The following is an 18,335-nucleotide window of genomic DNA, read 5'->3' as shown; positions in this document are numbered from 1 at the left end:
TCTGATTGGACCAAAAATCTTAGAGAAAGGAGTACCCTACCTATGTCTAAAAGAAGTATACCGAATGTCGACTGGGCAAATCAACTGGAAAGTGTCATTCGTCAGTTTGTGAAGGAAAAATTAGAGCTGATTATGCGGGAAGAAATCAAACATTTCCTCGAAATCGAACAGGCTGGAACGCCGAATATGAGAAACGGCTACTATCAGCGAAATCTAGATACGCAATATGGCCGGATTGAGGGTCTTTTGGTTCCAAGAGACCGAAACGGGGAATTTCAAACACAGTTGTTTGCCCCTTATCAACGCCACACCGGCTGGCTGGAGGAAGCCATCATTAGGATGTATCAAAGTGGCATGAGTACACGGGAAATTGGCAAGTTTATCGAACGAATTCTAGGAAATGCTTATTCTCCAGCGACGATCAGCCGTATTACCGATGTCGTGAAAGAAGACATCGAGAAATGGCACCATCGTCCACTATCCAAACGTTATTCTGTCTTATATTTGGACGGCTTGTACGTGAAACTTCGCCGCGATACGGTAGAGAAAGAAGTCATTTATGTGGTGTTAGGAGTGAATGAAGAAGGGTATCGAGAAATTCTGGATTTCTTCGTGGGAGGACAAGAAAGCGCCTATGTATGGCAGGAGATTCTCCAACAGCTCTACCAAAGAGGCGTCAAGGAAGTGCTTCTTGGCGTCTTCGATGGCCTTCCGGGGCTGGAGGAAGCCTTTAGGGCGATTTATCCGAAAGCCGATGTGCAGCGCTGTGTCGTGCACAAAGTCCGCAACACCCTCAGCCGTGTTCGGAAAAAAGACCAATTCGAAGTGGCCGAGGATCTCAAGCTGATTTATCGCGCGCCGAATAAGGAGATGGCGTTACAAATGTTTCAACAGTTTGAGTCGAAATGGTCCAGCAAATATCCAAGAGAAGTTCAATCTTGGGCCAATGAGTTGGATGTCCTCCTTACATTTATGGATTATCCAAGCAGTATTCGAAGTGTGATTTACACGACGAATGTCATCGAACGAACGATCAAAGAGATTCGGAAACGTCTAAAGCCGATGAACAGTTTGAGCAGTTTAGAAGCCGCGGAAAAAGTCGTGTATTTGACCATCCAAAATTTTAATGAGAAATGGGCAGGGCGAAAGTTAAGAGGATTTGCCGAAGCGCAGGAAGCCCTTCAACGAATGTTTGAAGAACGTTATTGTTAACCAAATATTGTAAATAAACAAAATAAGGGGATTCTCCCTTTCCACACAGGAGACTGAATATTCAGTCTCCTGTGTGGAGAAAATCAGTCCCCTATCAATTCAAATCCATTTCAGAGAAACCCTACCCCATTTACATTACACAAAATTCTTGACGGTACCATCGGTTTCCACCCGTTTTTAAACAAAATAAAGTCTATTCTTCTGTTCAGGGAGGACACAGCGTTCAACAGGCCAGGATCCTGGCAGCAGGTAAATCCCTGTCCTTTACCTACCTCTATCCAAACATCTTGAAACCCGGCATCGATAAAATTACTGTATGTTGGTGTGCCGGTGCCGTCAGCATTTGAATTCAGATCTCCTAGAACGATCAGTGGCAGATTTGTATCGGCTGGTCCTTTCAGCAATTCGTTCCCTTGGGCGACCTGAACCATGGGAGAAACCGGCTCCAGATGGGTGTTGATCACCCGGAAGGTACGTCCGTTTGCTTTAACGTCGACAGATGACCATCCCCGAAGAATCTGGAACGATCGCCCTCGAGCCTGTACTGTCAAATTGGTTTTGAAATTGGCTTCTTGCCGCCGAATGACCTTCACCCCCGATCGCTTTCGGATCAATATGATGACGTCCCTGTCCAACAACCGTATTAAATTTCCTTGGCTGGTCGGCAGTTGCACCGAGAAGTTCTCATTTTTGGCCGCCACTTCATAGTGTAATCCTCTTTTTCTTAACTCATTTAGCAGCAATCCCACAAAGTCGTATGTGACTATTGGCAAACCCGGAACAATCAGTTGCCACAGTTCTGCCTCTTGCAGTCCAATGAGATCAGGTTTTTTCGAAACGATCTGGCGGGCAATTTCTTTCACACGGACAGGAAAATTAGTCGCAAGAAATTGCCGAAACACTTCCGTTACCCGTTGGGGGATTTGTTCTGGCACAGCGGTTAAAATCGGTGTCAAATCCGCACCTAAATAAAGATTCCACGTCATAAACGAAAAGTAATTTTTCATTTTAGCATTGTCATGATCATCTCTAGAATCACGGAAATCATATTCGTATTCGCCATACTTCTTCTTTTTTTCCATTTTATTCACTTCTTTATTTAAGGTAATATATGCATATTAAAAGATTGTTCTCTGTGAAACGGCATCTATCCGGGAGAGGGGAACTGTGTTTAACATTTTTATCATATTTTTTCAACCGGTTTACGTAGCAAAGATGAGTGAAGGTTTTTTCTGTTTTTTGGAATTTGTTGAAGGTTTATTAAATGTAGATGTTGAAATTCATAAGTAGGATTGAATAAATGAACAGGAGATGATGGATTTGCCTTTAAAAAATTATGGAGTTTTAAAGGGGAAACCAGTCGACTCTATGATGGGAAGCAGACAAAATCCTCATTATCAAGTTCTTGTCCAAGATGAGGAAGGTATTCAGTATCGAATAGCCATTAATATTAAATCACAATCTTATCCTTCCGAAGTATTATATTTTGTTGGTGAGGATTTCCATTCGGAAGACATTACAAAGCTGCCTGACTTAGAGTTTGGTTTTACTTCGATAAAAAATAATAATCCAGACATTGGGCTTGATTATATAAGAGGAAGTTTATTCGATCCCAGAAAAATGATTCCCCTTCCAGCTGATGTAGAGGGACCAGATAACGATTTGAATGAAAAGATTCAACATTATATTAAGCAAGCTATTGATAAGAAGGCAATCATATACGCTTTTGGAGAGAGATGGGGCCCAGAGCAAAATAAGCCTGATAAGTATTTTGGTTTTTCACCTGGTAATGGTATACATGATATTCATATGAACCAGGGAAATGTGGGAAGATGGAAAAAGGATAACGGGATATGGCAAGATGGGGGAATTCTAATACATTTTGAACAAGAGAAAAGGTGGGTAGCAATTTTTCTAGCTTTCCAATCTCAATCCTGGTGTACAGATGAAAAGGGGAATGCAATCAAAACAGTAGAAGAATGTAACCATAAAAATGTTAATCATTCAGTAAAGAATGTCATTATATAATTAAAAAAATGTTTTCTACTGGACAATATTATTTAGTTGGCAACCAAAAAAGTGTTTACTCTAAAAAAGTAAACACTTTTTTGGCGCATTTTATAAGGTTCAAATTTTTCTTTATTATAAGACACTGTGCTGATAAGCATCAAACTCTATAACTGAACATTAATGTTTAATAGTTGCCGTTTAATATCCCACCCTTTAGGTTTCATATCCGGATTGAACCATTTGGCTCCCTCTTCAATCCATTTTTTACGGTATTCCTCAAATGAAAGTCCTTCACTATCATCATCAAACCCAAATTCAAAACCGCAACAATCACATATTTCATAAGAGGGATTGCCATCATGATCATAAGGCATTTCTTCTAACCCGTCGTAACCGCAAACAGGACATATATTTTTCATTTTTATCATCTCCTATTGCTTCTTAAAATACCTTATCCCTTCTTTAGGTTTGAAATAAGTCCTTATAACACCATCTTTTGTAACTACGGCAAACTCATTAGTAGATTTATTATAGAACAGTATATCTCCATTTGAACGAGTTTTGGTTAAGATATTCCCACCCGGTTTTGAGTTAATTAGTTTCCTTGCCCTTTCTAAGTATTCATCCATTGTTATATGGCCAAATTCTCTTTGTTTAACTACATGTTTAATATAATGGCTTCTTAGAAGTTTTTCTGATGCAAAATTGGCATTTTTAAAATCACCAATACCCTTATGAAAATTTCCTTCGTATGTTTTAGAGCTACAACCAACAGCAAGTATGAATACGAATAAAAATAGTAATAAGCTCAAAAGTTTTCTTTTCATTATTATTCCAACCCCTCGAATCATTTTCTTTGGAAAGGAATACGAATGTTCACCATTGCCATTTTTTTAGGGTAGGAAGCGGTATATTAAATAAAGGTCAAAAGCATTATGCAGACAAGCTCTAACATATTTTAGCGAAACCTAGAAGAGAAAATCAAGCTTGTGCCCGTTTTGATGAAGGTCTTTTAGTTTTGATAATAAAAATGGTCCCCTACGTTCGTGTGTGATATAATGATGAAGAAAATAGATGATAAAGCGAACGCAGGGAGCGAGTGACATGAACATTGGGTTTGGCGAAATTGCACTCATTGTTTTCTTTGCGCTTTTAATTTTCGGTCCGGAAAAATTGCCTGAGCTTGGAAAGGCTGCTGGAAAAGCGCTTCGCGAATTCAAGAAGGCCACAAATGGGATTATTGACGACGAAGAACAAAAAACTCAAAAACACGATTAGTAGAAGTCCTATATAACGTGTGATAAGTAAGGTACATATAAGCGGTCTGTTAGACAGTCGTTATTTACGCATCTACTTAGAATATTAAGCCCTTCTCATCCGAGAAGGGCTGTGTTTAATCTGCTTGTGCTTATAATTATGGAGCCCGTAACAATATGTACGATGGCACAGGACCCATTAGCTATGACAGGAGCATTCCTGTTAGAAGTTTTTTCGGGGACTTGAATAAAAAAAGCCCTCTTGGTATGATTCGGGGGTGTCAATCGCACGAATTGACCCCTAATTTGGATACCAAGGAGGACTATACATGAATTCTATCTCAAACAAGAAGATTAATCAAGTCACCGATCAAACGCTGGTGGTTGGGATGGATATTGCAAAGAAAAAACATTATGCCTGCTTTGTGGATGAGCGAGGGAGGGTGTTAAAAAAGCCGTTTCCCGTTCTGCAATCGAGAGAAGGATTGGAATGGTTGTACCAGTGCATCGTGGAAGCCATGAAGGAATTTGGAAAAACCGAGGTGATCGTTGGCATCGAGCCAACGGGACATTATTGGCTGAATCTCGCCTATTTTCTTGATGAGAAAGGCATCCCTCTCGTCATGACAAACCCGATGCACGTGAAGCGATCCAAAGAGCTGGACGATAACCTTCCAACCAAGCATGATGCGAAAGACGCGCTCGTCATTGCCCGGTTAGTGAAAGACGGCCGATTCAGCTATCCGCGTATTCTGAAAGGGATGGAGGCGGATCTGCGCGTGGGAGCGACATTTCGCTCCAAATTGGTGGAAGAACAGGGAGCGATTCGAAATCAAATGATTCGCTGGCTTGATCGATATTTTCCGGAGTTTTCCCAAGTCTTCCCGTCATTTGGGAAAATGGCGCTCGCGGTGCTGGAATATACGCCATTTCCGGGTGATCTGGCAGGAAAAGAACTAGAAGAGGTGCTGGCCCTTTACCGGCAAAGTGAGGGATTACAATCGCCACAAAAGCCGAAAGCGAAGAAGTTGATGGAATTGGCCCAACACTCCATTGGCGTAACGGAAGGACAACAGATGGCCCGTATCGAAATTGCCACGCTTGTCCGCCGGTACCGCCAGCTGGAAAAAGAGATCGAGGCATTGACAGAACAGCTGATTGAACTAGTTCAAACCTCCGTCGAATACGAATGGCTGAAGACCGTTTCGGGCTTAGGCGATGCGACCATCGTAGAACTGTTATCAGAGATCGGGAGTTTCTCCCATTATCAGGATCCGCGGCAGCTTATCAAATTAGCGGGCCTGACGCTGCGGGAACATTCCTCCGGCCAACACAAAGGGCAAAAACGGATCTCCAAGCGTGGAAGAAGGCGGTTGCGCGCCCTTCTGTTCCGGGTGATGATGCCGATGATCCGTCACAACGAAGCGTTTCGGCAGCTGCACGACTATTACACGACACGTCCTGATAATCCGTTGCGGAAGAAGCAATCCATTGTAGTGTTATGCGGAAAATTACTGAAGGTACTGCATGCGGTGTGTACGAAACGACAGGCGTTTGACGTGAAGCGAATGATGCAGGACATCTTTGGCCTCGAAACAGCTGCTTGATGCCTATAGTCTCGATTCTCTAGACAACAAGGATGACACGGAGAAGCTGGCGCGATATCATCCATTCGACCTTGAGTCCCTAAAGGAGCTTAGCCGGCCTCTGCCTGATGACTAGACCGAACGAAGGAATGTAGGCACAAGGATGCCAAGAGACATGGGAGGGTTCGTCATCATCAGCGATGCAGAGATCCACGGTGCATCCCATACGCTTCCCCCACTACAACCAAATTTAACCAGTAGTGGCCGCGAAGCGTACCCAGTCAATGTAAGATATACACATATTTAAGAAATAATGTTAGAAACTTTGTCGAAAAATATTTTTTTGACACCCCTGAAACGGCTACAACCGTTGATATATCAACATTTATAGAGGGAGGAATAACGTAAACAATTACGATGGGGTTAGACGTTATGCAACCGATTATCACAATGTAGCTTTGTATTTCATCTCAGTATAACTCCTTCAAAAGGTATTGCCCATCTATATACCATCTGTCGATCAAACTATCTCTTCTAATAATAAAGTGCATTACCTTTTTATCTCTTCCTTTATGTTTCTTATAGAATTCAACTTCAACTGGGACTTCCATTAAAACTTGTTCATTGATGTCTTCCACAGGTAATAAAGACATATTTGTTATCTTAAAATAAGCAAGATCTTTTATCACTTTCATCAACTGGGATTGGTTCTTATTTTTTGCAACAGATAGTTCCAATAATGTTTTATCGTGATTATTAACAGCTATTGAAAAGATATTAATGAGTTCATACGGATCAACGTTATTCAAGTAATCATCAATCTTTCCACCTGCTTTTAAGATCATTAATTGATAAGCCGGATCCATTTTACCGGATCGATGTGTTGTACTTCCCCAAAAATGAATACAAAAATGTCCAGGAAAACCATTTTTAATCGCACCTGCACCATGAGGCATACCATTCATTGATGCAGCAATCATCTGATCACCAACAAGAACTATTATGGCTCTCCTATTCCAACTCCATCTGCCGTTATAGATTTTTTTCATAATTTGTGTGTCTCTTCTAGTTAGTGGCTGGACATCAGCATGCTTATTTCCCGCTCTCCTTTGAACCCTAAATTGTAAACCTGTTTCCACATCAATAACTGTAAAAGTTGTTCCATTAGGCAGGATTTGATTTACTATATCCTAGGGTAATACTTCAATCATAAAGCTAATAGGGGTATCCTTATCCTCATAATGAACTTCATTAGCTAATGTATTCATTGGAAAGACCAATAAAACAACAGAAAGGATAAGTATATTCATTCTTAACTTCATCATTACATATACCTCACTGCATATACTTTTTTTTATTTTTATCAACAAGAAATAACGAAATTAAAGGTAAATATTAGGAATTTGTTGAGATTGGATACACAACTTTACGTACGAACGACCAACAGAATAAAGCAGCAACTTCCAATTTTTCGCTTTTTTCTCCATGCAACCCCATATATCCAGTTAGTAAAACAAATACGTGCACAAGAGCAACTGATTCCAGCAGGATTAAGGAAAGATTGGGACATAATCCAAGACATTGTACGAGCCGCTAAAAGAAGAGAAGAGTTTGATTACAGTCGTTTTAATACAATAAATCTTTAATGAAAATAGGTGGTAAAGTGATATAGACTTCATTGCTGTACGATCAGCTTAAATTCTAAAGCTTGCCTTGAGGACAAGTCTTTTTTTAATTTCTCTTGACCTTAAAGTTACTTTAAGGTGTAACTTTGATTATAAAGGATGTGAATGAGATGAGTGAGTTCATGACGATACAAACTTTTTCCAAAAGGACCGGTATTTCAAAAAGCGCTTTGAGATATTATGAGTCAGAGAATTTACTGCATCCAATAAGAAGTAAAAATGGTTATCGTCTTTATTCCGAAGACCAGATAACAACTGCAAAATTGATTTCAAGCTTACGCCTAGCTGGTATACCAATGAAAGATATTCAAATGTACTTAAAAGAAAATGAAACGGTCCGTCAACAAATGATAAAAAATTGGATTAAGACTTTAAAGCAAAAACATCATCTTCTAAGTGTAAGTTTGCGTTATTTAGAAAGTTACCAAAAAAATGACCAAGTTTACCTGCTAGAAAAAAATACAGAGAAAATTGTATGGTTTGTTGCCGAATCGAATCCCGGTAAATTTGGAAATCATTTTAGACAAAGAAAAAGAGAGCTTGAGCGCTTGAACATTTCCATTAATAATGGTTATTTAAGGTATTTATCAGGCAAGGAATCCATTAAGGCGCAAATTGGATTTGGTGTATCTGACGATGTAGAGATAGAGGGGCTATCCGAAATAGATTCTATTGAAATAATGTCTCCATGTCTATGTATAGCATTACCGTACACTTCTCCCATGACAGAAATACAAAAAGGATATGCACAATTAATGAGTTATGCAATGGAACATGGCTTGATTCCCGCAGGGCCAATTATTGAATGGTATCGCGGGGAACACTTTGAAGATTTGGATTTATTAATGCCTGTTGCGCACATTTCAAAGATGAAAGGGAGAAGTTAAAGTGGGCAGAAGCGAGGAGTTAGTGATCAAAGTAATTGAGTTGAAAGGCAGTTATTATCAAATAGGGTTTGAGCAAGGGCGTCAATTAAAAGCTAAAATATTGGCAGATGTAAATGATCTTGATTGTGTTAGTAACAAAAAATCCCAATTTCTTAAAGCAAAGGAATTATTAGAAAAGTTCTCACCTAATTTGTTAAAAGAATTAAGAGGGTTAGCCAAGGGTTTAAATATGTCATTACATGCAGCAATAGAACGGTATAGTGGTTATGATGTATCGTTTCCAGAGATGGGATGTACTACATTAGTACAAGACTCATATTATGTGCGTAACTATGATTTTAGTCCAGCATTATATGATGCAAGGCTTGTATTTACCCACCCTGTAGATGGTTATGCGAGCGTAGGTTTTAGCCAACAAATTATAGGTAGACTGGATGGGATGAATGAGAAAGGGCTTGTGATAGGGCTGCATTTTGTGAATCGTATGCATAGTCAAGAAGGATTTATTGCTACAACGATTGTGAGAATGATTCTCGATCAATGTGCTAATACAAAAGAGACTATAGAACTGATTACTAGAGTTCCACATGGATTTTGCTATAATTACTCCATTACAGATGTTAATGGGAATAGCGCAGTTGTCGAGGCATCCCCACAACAACAAATAATAAAATATACCCATCCGCTTATATGTACCAATCATTTTGAAACAGAAGAATTGAAAGAGAAAAATAGAGTAGAGATACATGGTTCTATTCAACGTAAACAATATCTTCAAGCACTATTAAAGAAGAAGCTAAATCCTCTGTCTGCTTTTCATCACTTCAATAGCGAAAAATCACCTTTATTTTTCAATGATTACAAAAATTACTTTGGCACTTTGCATACGGTTTTATATTCGCCAACGGATTTGAACATCATCATCGGTGTAGGAAAAAATAGTGATCCTTTTATCTTTTCCTTTAAAGAATGGCTGGAGGGATCACTGAGACCCCCTAAAACGATAAGTGGAACAATCGTGCAAGGAGAATAACCTTGGAATATTCCGCAATTGAACCCAGAGTCTCCTGTGCTTGAGGAAGAAACCGCTCATTTAACAAGCAAATGAATTATATAATTACATATAAGAGGTGAGATCGATGAAAAAGTTACCAATAGTCCATAACTTAAGAGAAGCGATTAATGAGGTGATTAAAAATAACAAAGAAGAAGGATATCCACCTAACAGATTCATTCAAGCTGTGAATGTAAAAGACGAAGATCTGTTGCGTGTGTGTTCTAAAATGGTTACCAGTCCTGATTCATTAAGTGCTTTGTACGATGCAATTAGTAAGCATCCTAATTTGCTTACAATAGAAGATTTTATTGTTGTTCACGGTGAAAAATGGGGATTTAGTTCGGAAATCATTGAAGAATGCAAAAAAAGGGTCCAATTATTTGATGAGATCGCTAGAAAGAAGAGATTTAGTGTATATGCTGAATGATATTAAACCTAATTATTCACATAATCATTTCGCCGTGTGAATGCAAAAAACACTTTCTATCACGCAGATTTAAATGCTTCTTACAATATAGGGGCACGATACTTTATACGTGAATTTCTTAAATCCTTTTCTGAAAAGAAAAGGTTGCAATGGGAGGCAAAAGCTCCTTCCATTGCAGCTAGAACTCGGCAAACGTTGTCTTCATCACTATCTCTCCCATAACCGTTTTGTCACCATCCGCTCCCACCACTTCCACGGTAATACATTTTTCAAGACAATTCCTAATTTCACACCTCTGCCAACCGGATACCGCAATTTCGGAGAGGGAGACTTTGCCACTTGCACAATTTGTTGGATCACTTCATCCGGAGCAGGTGCCGTGTCGGCAACATGGTTGACATCTTTCAAAATTGCCTTCATCTCTTTCACATAAGGAGAATTCGGATTGATCGTCACCGCTCCCAACCCTTTTGACCAGATATCTGTTTTATAGGATCCCGGTTCAATCAAAACTACATGGACGCCATACGGCAGCATCTCCAAACGCAAAGACTCGCTGAATCCTTCCACCGCAAACTTAGATGCCACATAAGGCCCCATAGAAGGGAATCCGATCCGTCCGCTGATACTGCTTATATTCACAATCTTGCCGCTTCTGCGTTCCCTCATCGAGGGCAAAACAGCTTTCGTTACTGCCACCAAGCCGAAAAAATTGAGCACATATTACAATTTTTGTTTACCTTATAAATCTTACGATAAGAAGAAATTGACTCCAGCACAGCGTTTGGGGATAACGGACAAGGTTTTTAAAATTGAGGATATTTTGTATTTAAGATGATTTTTAAAAAAAGATGGAAATATTTCGATAAAATACGAGTATAAGTTGGATTAAAAGGGGGATACAAATATGAAACGATTTATTAAACTTTTAGGTTTAATATCACTTTTTGCTCTTTTAACAGCTTGCTCGTCTAAACCATCTTTAGAACTTGTAAATTCAAAAGTAGATATTGTTAAAGATAAAAGCATTGTTGGTTCTATTATAATTACAGAAGGTGATAAAAAAGGTCAAGAACTTATTCCAACAGCGTTGTACTATGAGTTTAAAATTAAAAATAACGGAAATCGAAAAATCGGAGGAACTGGTGATAAAGCTTTACAAGTAAAAATCGTCCCTAATAAAAAATTAGTTACTACCTCCAAAGAAACAGTTGGCTTTAATATTTTTAATCCTTCTTCATATGATGGAACTGGTTTAGGCTACGGAGCTAGCTTCGTTGGGGAAATCCAACCTGATAAAATTGGAAAATTCATTCTAACATTTGAATTAGGTGTTAGCGAAGAAAATCCTCAAGTTCCAATAAGAGTTCCAGCGAAAGATAAATTGGAAAAACTAAAGGAGAATGCTTTAGATGGTTCATTGATTGTAACATCGGATGGAAAGGAAATTGCTCAATTTGATTCAAAGAAGTAGCTAAAAAGAACAAGGATACTTTTGGGTTAAGCAGATTCATGAGAATTCCTTTTTTATACAATGATGGATACTTTAAAGGTTTGTTATGGTTAATAGCAATGCCTGTTTCTTTTTCCTTGAATGATTGCCATGCTAAATACAACAAATAAGCCGCACCCGTATATTTTACGACGGTAAAAGCCAAAGCCGATTGATAAATGATTGTGGAAATCCCAAGTGTTGCAGCTGTGATATGTACAATAAGACCTGAACAAAGTCCCAGCGCCGTTGCGATTCCTGCTTTTTTATCCTGTGAAATACTTTGAGCAATCACAAACAGAATATCTGGCCCGGGCATTAACGTCAGCAATATCGCCACTCCTAGGAAAGACATGACTAGTGCGAAATCCATTTACAACACCTCTCTTGGATGGAATGAACACCATTCTTTTTCGCTTCCTTTTCCCTCGTTTTTCTTCCTGATTTACTTCGGGGGGAATCAGCTTTGTTCCTTCTTAAATCGTCTATAAAAATGAAAAAGGAATTGTAAGGAAAATATCCAAATAGCGAAATCGTGATAGAAATAATACAAAGAATTCTTAAATACACATTTTCTCCTGTACTGTTTGAGGAGGTAACCGCTCATTAACAAGCGAATAAATCATATAATTACATATAAAAGTATGCGTTGGACTATTTTAACAGCTTAGTATCTGTATAAGCTTAATAAGGAGCTGGCTTGACTGGCGCCAAAAATCCATGGCTCGATTGAAGTAAATAATGTTTAGGCTAGCCCCAATAAAGACAAATTAGGGATGTTAAGGAAGATGTTCAATATACTCAATAACATCAATAACAGAGGAAAATCGTCTCTCTTGTTTGAAAAATTATAACAGGAGAGAAATTTTTGATTGCTGGGAAGACGGTTGAACAAATTGCAAACGAATTCAAAATTCCACCAGAGAAAGCGGCAAAGATTAAAGATTAAGGAGAAATTCAAATTGAGCTAGGCATTATAAAAGCGGGAGAAAACTTATGATTGATCATTTGTGCGCTATATAAGTTTTCTCTTTTTTAATAAAAGGAATCCGAATAGGTGGGCGTTGAATGAGTTCTTTTATAATTGTCTTAATTATTGCTTTAGCTGTTCTTGTTGACTTCTTTTGGCTTGATATCGATGGGAAAAGATGGGGTTGGATGAAAAGCTGGAGTAAAATCCAAAAGATTATATTTTTTGTATTTTTTATTATTATTTCATTAGCTATGTATTTTGGATTAAGTACAGAGTACTTTTAAGTTGGAATTTGTACTGTTTATTACGATCATATTTTCCGGTGTTTATATAAAAACAATTTGTTCGAATTACGGTAAGTCATGAATGATTTTTTGATTTTTATTATAAAGAAAATGAAGGGAGACAGTTAATGGACCAAAAACGTATGGAACAACTAGAGGTACCGTCAAGAATTTTGTGTAATGTAAGATAGATAGGGTATCTCTGAAATAGATTTGGAATAGAGGGGGACTGGTTCCCAATCTTGCCAATGAGCCGGATGCATTTCGATAATCAAGCCGTGCAGCGTTTATTAACAGAAAAAGGACCCGGCTTGTTTACCTACTTTCACACTTTCGTTTGAATTGTAAAGATTTTAAAGTCGTTTTTTCCTCTTGTTTTATATAAGTATATAGTTATATACTTATTAAAGGGAAGAGTAAGTATATGGTTATACTACAATATCCATGTCGTGGATATGAAGATGTAACATTATTTATTTAGTTTGAGATGAGCAAAATTGCAAATAAAGTGATTTAGAAGTATCATCTTTCTTTTTGGTTCATATATAAGTAAATAGCTATATAATCATACAAGAATAGGAGGTGTTCCCATGCAAAAAACAGTAGTGGAAATTGAAAAAGCATCACACGTTTTAAAGTTGCTTGGTGATAAAACACGTTTAACGATCATGGCAATTTTAAAACAACGTGAGTGTTGTGTATGTGAGCTTCTTGAAGTGTTTGACATGAGTCAGCCGTCTATTAGTCAGCATCTTCGTAAATTAAAAGATGCAGGATTAGTAAAAGAGGATAGAAGGGGACAGTGGATTTATTATTCCCTCAATCCACGAAATGAGTTATATGATTTCATCCAAGATATTCTTCAACACGTTCCAGATCAAACAGAAAATATTCGTAAGATTGAGGAAAACAACCCTACGCTCCGTTGTGGTTGTTAACCTACTAATTAAATTGGGAGGGAAAAAATGAATAATACGGGGAAAAAACGTCTATCGTTCTTGGATCGATACCTAACGATTTGGATTTTCCTTGCTATGGCAGCAGGAATTGGCTTAGGATTCGTCTTTCCGGGCTTTGTAGACGGAATGAACAGTTTGCAGGTAGGAACCACATCGATTCCAATTGCAATTGGCTTAATTTTAATGATGTATCCTCCGTTAGCAAAAGTTCGTTATGAGGAGATTGGGCGCGTCTTTAAAGATGTGAGAGTATTAGTGTTATCGCTCGTACAAAACTGGATTATTGGACCGATTCTTATGTTTTTGTTGGCGATCGTATTCTTGCCGGATAAACCGGAATACATGGTCGGACTCATCATGATTGGTCTGGCACGTTGTATTGCTATGGTGATTGTCTGGAATGATTTAGCGAAAGGAGATAGAGAGTACGCAGCTGGATTGGTAGCGTTTAACTCTGTATTCCAAATGCTATTTTACTCTGTTTATGCGTATGTGTTTGTGACGATCATTCCGAAATGGTTAGGACTAGAAGGTGCTGTCGTTCATATTACAATGATGGAAGTCGCTAAGTCAGTGTTCATTTACTTAGGAATTCCGTTTCTTGGCGGAATGTTGACGCGCTTTTTGTTGGTAAAAGCAAAGGGCAGACAATGGTATGAAAAAGTATTCATTCCAAAAATCGATGATGTATAAAATTTTGTGTAAAGCATTTTACTAGATCAAAATAAAAAAGGTAGGGTATTCTCTGATTGAACCCAAACATTCCAGAGAAAGGAGAACCCTACCTATGTCTAAAAGTATACCGAATGTCGACTGGGCAAATCAACTGGAAAGTGTCATTCGTCAGTTTGTAAAGGAAAAATTAGAACTGATCATGCGGGAAGAAATCAAGAATTTCCTCGAAATAGAACAGGCCGGAACATCAAATATGAGAAACGGCTACTATCAACGAAATCTAGATACGCAATATGGCCGGATTGAAGGTCTTTTGGTCCCTAGAGACCGAAACGGAGAATTTCAAACACAGTTGTTTGCCCCTTACCAACGGCACACCGGCTGGCTGGAGGAAGCAATCATTAGGATGTACCAAAGTGGCATGAGTACACGGGAAATTGGCAAGTTTATCGAACGAATTCTAGGAAGCACCTATTCTCCTGCGACGATCAGCCGTATTACCGATGTCGTGAAGGAAGACATCGAGAAATGGCACACTCGTCCACTGCACAAGCGTTATTCCGTCTTATATTTGGATGGTTTATACGTAAAACTTCGTCGCGAAACCGTGGAGAAAGAAGTCATTTATGTGGTGTTAGGGGTGAACGAAGAAGGATATCGCGAAATTCTTGATTTCTTTGTGGGAGGACAAGAAAGCGCCTATGTATGGCAGGAAATTCTTCAACACCTCTACCAAAGAGGCGCCAAGGAAGTGCTTCTGGGCATATTCGATGGACTACCAGGGTTGGAGGAAGCCTTTAAGGCGGTTTATCCGAAAGCCGATGTGCAGCGTTGTGTCGTTCACAAAGTCCGTAACACGCTCCATCGTGTTCGGAAAAAAGACCAATTTGAAGTGGCCGAGGATCTCAGGCTGATTTATCGCGCGCCGAATAAGGAGATGGCGTTACAGATGTTTCAACAGTTTGAGTCGAAATGGTCAAGCAAGTATCCGAGAGAAGTTCAATCTTGGGCCAATGAGTTGGATGTCCTCCTTACATTTATGGATTATCCAAGCAGTATTCGAAGTGTGATTTACACGACGAATGCCATTGAACGAACGATCAAGGAGATTCGGAAACGTCTAAAGCCGATGAACAGTTTGAATAGTTTAGAAGCCGCTGAAAAAATCGTATATTTGACCATTCAAGATTTTAATGAGAAATGGGCAGGGCGAAAGTTGCGAGGATTTGCCGAAGCACAGGAAGCCCTCGAGCGAATGTTTGAAGAACGTTATCATTAACCAAATACTGTAAATAAACAAAATAGGGGGATTCTCCCTTTCCACACAGGAGACTGAATATTCAGTCTCCTGTGTGGAGGAAACTAGTTCCCTATTCATTCCAAATCCATTTCAGAGAAACCCTACCCCCATTATATTACACAAAATTCTTGACGGTACCTTATATTCTCTTTTTCTGAGGAAGTAACCTATTTTTTAATAAAAATCTTTAACAAAGGAACAACCTTAGAGGACGATTTTAATATACTACATACTGAAAACAAGAAGGTTAACATAGATATTAGAATAAAAAGGAATGGAGATTATAAGTTTAATATAGAAGCAGGGGGGACTTATTCAAACTCTGTTGCTTTTAAAACGGTATTAAAGGTAAAAGATAAAAAAGTATATATCATTCCTCTGCCGCATCCATCGACAGCGAATAATAAATATTGGCAAGAAAATCAATGTTGGGAACAATTAAAAGAACTTTTAAAAATGTGTGTATAGTCAATATTCAAAGAGTGATATGCTATGTAAAAGTTGTATAGAATAACCGTGTTGAATTAAGAAGTTCTCAAAACTGAACAAGTTTGGCAACTTATTGAAAGAGCGGAGCAATGGCTAAAAAATAACAATTACAATAATCCAATTCTCAAATGGGAAACAGATCTATAGGGTGAGATTAAAGCTGATTTCGGGCGTAAATAGTCCGCTGTTTACATTGTCACGCCGTTTCAAATCCTTCAACGCTGTTTGCACCCATCGAAGTGAGATAAAACTGATCGATCGACTAGTACTGAAAAAACACGTTGATTCCTGCGAAACGGAGTTCAAAAGGCAATGCCATATTCACTCTCATCAGTTTCTCTTGCAATAGCTTACTGGCGTATCCTTTGTCTCCGAATTCATACGGATGTGGAAGTTGAGACATGGCTTTTTCTGCGGTGATTCGATCATGACAAGAAGCAGCAGTGACCAGATATCCCATCGTAAGTTTTTGGTTATTATTCTCTGAGATTGGGGGAAAGAGTAGCAAATCATCCTGGAGCACAAGGAATAGAGCAGCGTAATGAGACAGTACTCACACTTTACTGTCTCTTTTTCTGTGAAAATCCATAAAACCCGGTCAACTCTGTATATCCTGTGATCAGTTTGGGTACACTACAAATGGCCAAAAAAGACAACAGGAAAGCAGAGGTGCCTTATTTTTAGGCATCTCGTATATTCTGTATTCATTTTGGCTATACTAACTTACTTGTGGTCCTCGAAACGGTTCTTTTCGGGAAAGCATGCAGTAAATGGTGACAAGCATTCGGTGCGCGATCGCAACGAGTGCTTTTTTCTTTCCCCGGCGAGCCGCCAATGACCAAAATTTCGCCGCCAACGGTTGATTCCTGCATCGGGATAACGCCCATGCCGCCTCGCATAACGCGGATTTAATATGTGGATTGCCCTTTACCGTTCGTGTACTTTTGCGTTTTCCAGCGCTTTCGTGATTTCCCGGGGCCACTCCAGCCCAAGAAGCGAGGCGCTGCGGCGTCGGGAACTGTCCCATATCCACTCCGATTTCGGCGATGATGACGGCGGCGGTTTCCTTTTTCACTCCAGGGATCGTCATCAGAAGATCCATTTCCTGTTGATACGGCTGTAAGAGATGGTCGATGCGTTGGTCCATCTCCTGAATCAAGCTTTCCAAATACTCGATATGCTTCCACGATTGGCGAATCATGAATAACTCATGTTCGGTTAATGTCCCAAAGAGCGATTCCTGAATTTGTTGCTTTTTCCCTTTCATTCTCCCGTGAAGGCAAGCGTCGATGTCGGCTTCTTCGATATACCCCTGCTCCATTAAACGGTTCAAGAGTTTTCGGCCCGATACTCCGAAGATGTCGGAAATCACCGTACCCAGCTTGATATTGGAACACTCTAATACTTTATGGATTCGGTTTTTTTCCGCGGTCAATTGCCCCACCCACTTTTTGCGCAAACGGGTCAAGTCCCGCAATTCCCGAATTGGCGCGGGTGGCACAAAACTCTTTTCAATCAGTCCATAACGCAATAATTTAGCGATCCATTCCGCATCGGATACATCCGTTTTTCTCCCTGGGACGTTCTTGATACGCTGAGCGTTGGCCAAGGTAATGTCAAAGTAGTCTTCTAAAATGTTAAAGACCGGTTTCCAGTAAACTCCCGTGCTCTCCATCGCTAGATGAGTGATTTTTCGATCCTCGAGCCATTTCAGGAGACGAAACAAGTCTTTGGTGAACGTCGAAAACGTCTCGATCTCCTTTTGAATGTGGTCTTCTTCTCCCCAAAGCGCACAAACGACAATCGTTTTGGCATGGATATCTAACCCTGCGCAACGATGATAAAGCACATCCATGATCCTGACTCCTTCCATTGATGAATTCGCAAACAGTGAGTCCACTTGTACGTTAGGCATTTTTCTGTTCGTAGTCACCTTTTCACAGGAAAAGGGATCACAATGGGTGGAACACCAAATGGACTCAAACAGTTTTTTGTACAGGGTCGAACCACCATTAAAAAGCACGTCTTTTCAAACTGTTTGCG

16 protein-coding genes and 4 pseudogenes are annotated in these 18,335 nt (G+C 39.3%); 12 read left to right on the top strand and 8 right to left on the bottom strand.

Translation table 11 applies throughout. The features are described from left to right. The first annotated feature begins 42 nt into the window (after nucleotides 1–42). Nucleotides 43–1,212, top strand: coding sequence for an IS256 family transposase (locus tag BDD39_RS06100; protein ID WP_166909046.1), 1,170 nt, complete (start codon nucleotides 43–45; stop codon nucleotides 1,210–1,212). A gap of 110 nt (nucleotides 1,213–1,322) precedes the next feature. Here BDD39_RS06100 and BDD39_RS06095 read toward each other — a convergent pair whose 3' ends face one another. After that, nucleotides 1,323–2,294, bottom strand: a complete 972-nt coding sequence (locus BDD39_RS06095) for an endonuclease/exonuclease/phosphatase family protein (protein ID WP_243845996.1) — start codon at nucleotides 2,292–2,294, stop codon at nucleotides 1,323–1,325. A 229-nt stretch (nucleotides 2,295–2,523) separates the two neighbouring features. Between BDD39_RS06095 and BDD39_RS06090 the strand changes: the two genes are divergently transcribed. Continuing rightward, nucleotides 2,524–3,240, top strand: coding sequence for a DUF2278 family protein (locus tag BDD39_RS06090; protein ID WP_208404341.1), 717 nt, complete (start codon nucleotides 2,524–2,526; stop codon nucleotides 3,238–3,240). 146 nt (nucleotides 3,241–3,386) lie between these two features. On the opposite strand, the gene BDD39_RS06085 is transcribed toward BDD39_RS06090, so the two are convergent. Next, nucleotides 3,387–3,641, bottom strand: coding sequence for a hypothetical protein (locus tag BDD39_RS06085; protein ID WP_064551905.1), 255 nt, complete (start codon nucleotides 3,639–3,641; stop codon nucleotides 3,387–3,389). A gap of 12 nt (nucleotides 3,642–3,653) precedes the next feature. Beyond that, the gene (locus tag BDD39_RS16225) at nucleotides 3,654–4,049 is read right to left on the bottom strand and encodes a hypothetical protein (RefSeq protein ID WP_208404340.1); all 396 of its coding nucleotides are present in this window, start codon (nucleotides 4,047–4,049) and stop codon (nucleotides 3,654–3,656) included. A gap of 277 nt (nucleotides 4,050–4,326) precedes the next feature. Here BDD39_RS16225 and BDD39_RS06075 point away from each other — a divergent pair, with 277 nt between their 5' ends. Both BDD39_RS06075 and BDD39_RS06070 read left to right on the top strand, forming a co-directional pair. Continuing rightward, entirely contained in the window at nucleotides 4,327–4,500 is a 174-nt protein-coding gene (locus BDD39_RS06075; protein WP_166909043.1) for a twin-arginine translocase TatA/TatE family subunit, read from the top strand. 307 nt (nucleotides 4,501–4,807) lie between these two features. Beyond that, entirely contained in the window at nucleotides 4,808–6,085 is a 1,278-nt protein-coding gene (locus BDD39_RS06070) for an IS110 family RNA-guided transposase (protein ID WP_166909041.1), read from the top strand. Nucleotides 6,086–6,534: 449 nt separating this feature from the next. On the opposite strand, the gene BDD39_RS06065 is transcribed toward BDD39_RS06070, so the two are convergent. After that, the gene (locus BDD39_RS06065) at nucleotides 6,535–7,113 is read right to left on the bottom strand and encodes a hypothetical protein (protein WP_243845995.1); all 579 of its coding nucleotides are present in this window, start codon (nucleotides 7,111–7,113) and stop codon (nucleotides 6,535–6,537) included. A gap of 746 nt (nucleotides 7,114–7,859) precedes the next feature. Between BDD39_RS06065 and BDD39_RS06060 the strand changes: the two genes are divergently transcribed. The 3 genes from BDD39_RS06060 (at nucleotide 7,860) to BDD39_RS06050 (ending at nucleotide 10,120) form a co-directional block, all read left to right on the top strand. After that, nucleotides 7,860–8,636, top strand: coding sequence for a MerR family transcriptional regulator (locus tag BDD39_RS06060; protein WP_166909038.1), 777 nt, complete (start codon nucleotides 7,860–7,862; stop codon nucleotides 8,634–8,636). Between the two features lies 1 nt (nucleotide 8,637). Next, a complete protein-coding gene (locus BDD39_RS06055) occupies nucleotides 8,638–9,669 on the top strand; it encodes a C45 family autoproteolytic acyltransferase/hydrolase (RefSeq protein WP_166909036.1) in 1,032 nt (343 codons plus the stop codon). A gap of 106 nt (nucleotides 9,670–9,775) precedes the next feature. Next, complete coding sequence (locus BDD39_RS06050; RefSeq protein WP_166909034.1) at nucleotides 9,776–10,120, top strand: hypothetical protein; 345 nt, start codon at nucleotides 9,776–9,778, stop codon at nucleotides 10,118–10,120. 207 nt (nucleotides 10,121–10,327) lie between these two features. Here BDD39_RS06050 and BDD39_RS06045 read toward each other — a convergent pair. Beyond that, nucleotides 10,328–10,834: pseudogene (locus BDD39_RS06045) on the bottom strand (SDR family NAD(P)-dependent oxidoreductase); the annotation flags it as partial. Nucleotides 10,835–11,027: 193 nt separating this feature from the next. On the opposite strand from BDD39_RS06045, the gene BDD39_RS06040 reads away from it, so the two are divergent. Further along, nucleotides 11,028–11,594 carry a hypothetical protein gene (locus tag BDD39_RS06040; protein WP_166909032.1) on the top strand — a complete coding sequence of 189 codons (567 nt, stop codon included), beginning with the start codon at nucleotides 11,028–11,030 and terminating at the stop codon, nucleotides 11,592–11,594. Here BDD39_RS06040 and BDD39_RS06035 read toward each other — a convergent pair. Next, nucleotides 11,593–11,985, bottom strand: a pseudogene (locus BDD39_RS06035) (LysE family translocator); the annotation flags it as partial. The gene BDD39_RS06040 and the pseudogene BDD39_RS06035 overlap by 2 nt on opposite strands. Before the next feature lie 695 nt (nucleotides 11,986–12,680). Here BDD39_RS06035 and BDD39_RS06030 point away from each other — a divergent pair. From BDD39_RS06030 to BDD39_RS06015, 4 genes and pseudogenes are all read left to right on the top strand, one after another. Next, nucleotides 12,681–12,869, top strand: a complete 189-nt coding sequence (locus BDD39_RS06030) for a hypothetical protein (protein ID WP_166909030.1) — start codon at nucleotides 12,681–12,683, stop codon at nucleotides 12,867–12,869. A 590-nt stretch (nucleotides 12,870–13,459) separates the two neighbouring features. Continuing rightward, nucleotides 13,460–13,807, top strand: coding sequence for an ArsR/SmtB family transcription factor (locus BDD39_RS06025; protein WP_017437721.1), 348 nt, complete (start codon nucleotides 13,460–13,462; stop codon nucleotides 13,805–13,807). 27 nt (nucleotides 13,808–13,834) lie between these two features. Next, nucleotides 13,835–14,518, top strand: a pseudogene (gene arsB / locus BDD39_RS06020) (ACR3 family arsenite efflux transporter); the annotation flags it as partial. Nucleotides 14,519–14,615: 97 nt separating this feature from the next. Further along, nucleotides 14,616–15,782 carry an IS256 family transposase gene (locus BDD39_RS06015; protein WP_166907797.1) on the top strand — a complete coding sequence of 389 codons (1,167 nt, stop codon included), beginning with the start codon at nucleotides 14,616–14,618 and terminating at the stop codon, nucleotides 15,780–15,782. 706 nt (nucleotides 15,783–16,488) lie between these two features. Here the strand turns inward: BDD39_RS06015 and BDD39_RS16335 are convergent. Together BDD39_RS16335 and BDD39_RS06010 are read right to left on the bottom strand one after the other, a co-directional pair. Further along, nucleotides 16,489–16,767: pseudogene (locus BDD39_RS16335) on the bottom strand (IS982 family transposase); the annotation flags it as partial. Between the two features lie 243 nt (nucleotides 16,768–17,010). Then, entirely contained in the window at nucleotides 17,011–18,147 is a 1,137-nt protein-coding gene (locus tag BDD39_RS06010; protein ID WP_166907772.1) for an IS110 family RNA-guided transposase, read from the bottom strand. Nucleotides 18,148–18,335: the final 188 nt, after the last annotated feature.

It is taken from the genome of Saccharococcus thermophilus (assembly GCF_011761475.1).
Classification (GTDB): Bacteria; Bacillota; Bacilli; order Bacillales; family Anoxybacillaceae; genus Saccharococcus; species Saccharococcus thermophilus.
The sequence above is the reverse complement of the archived record's forward strand: the minus strand, read 5'-3'. Positions and strand labels throughout refer to the sequence as shown.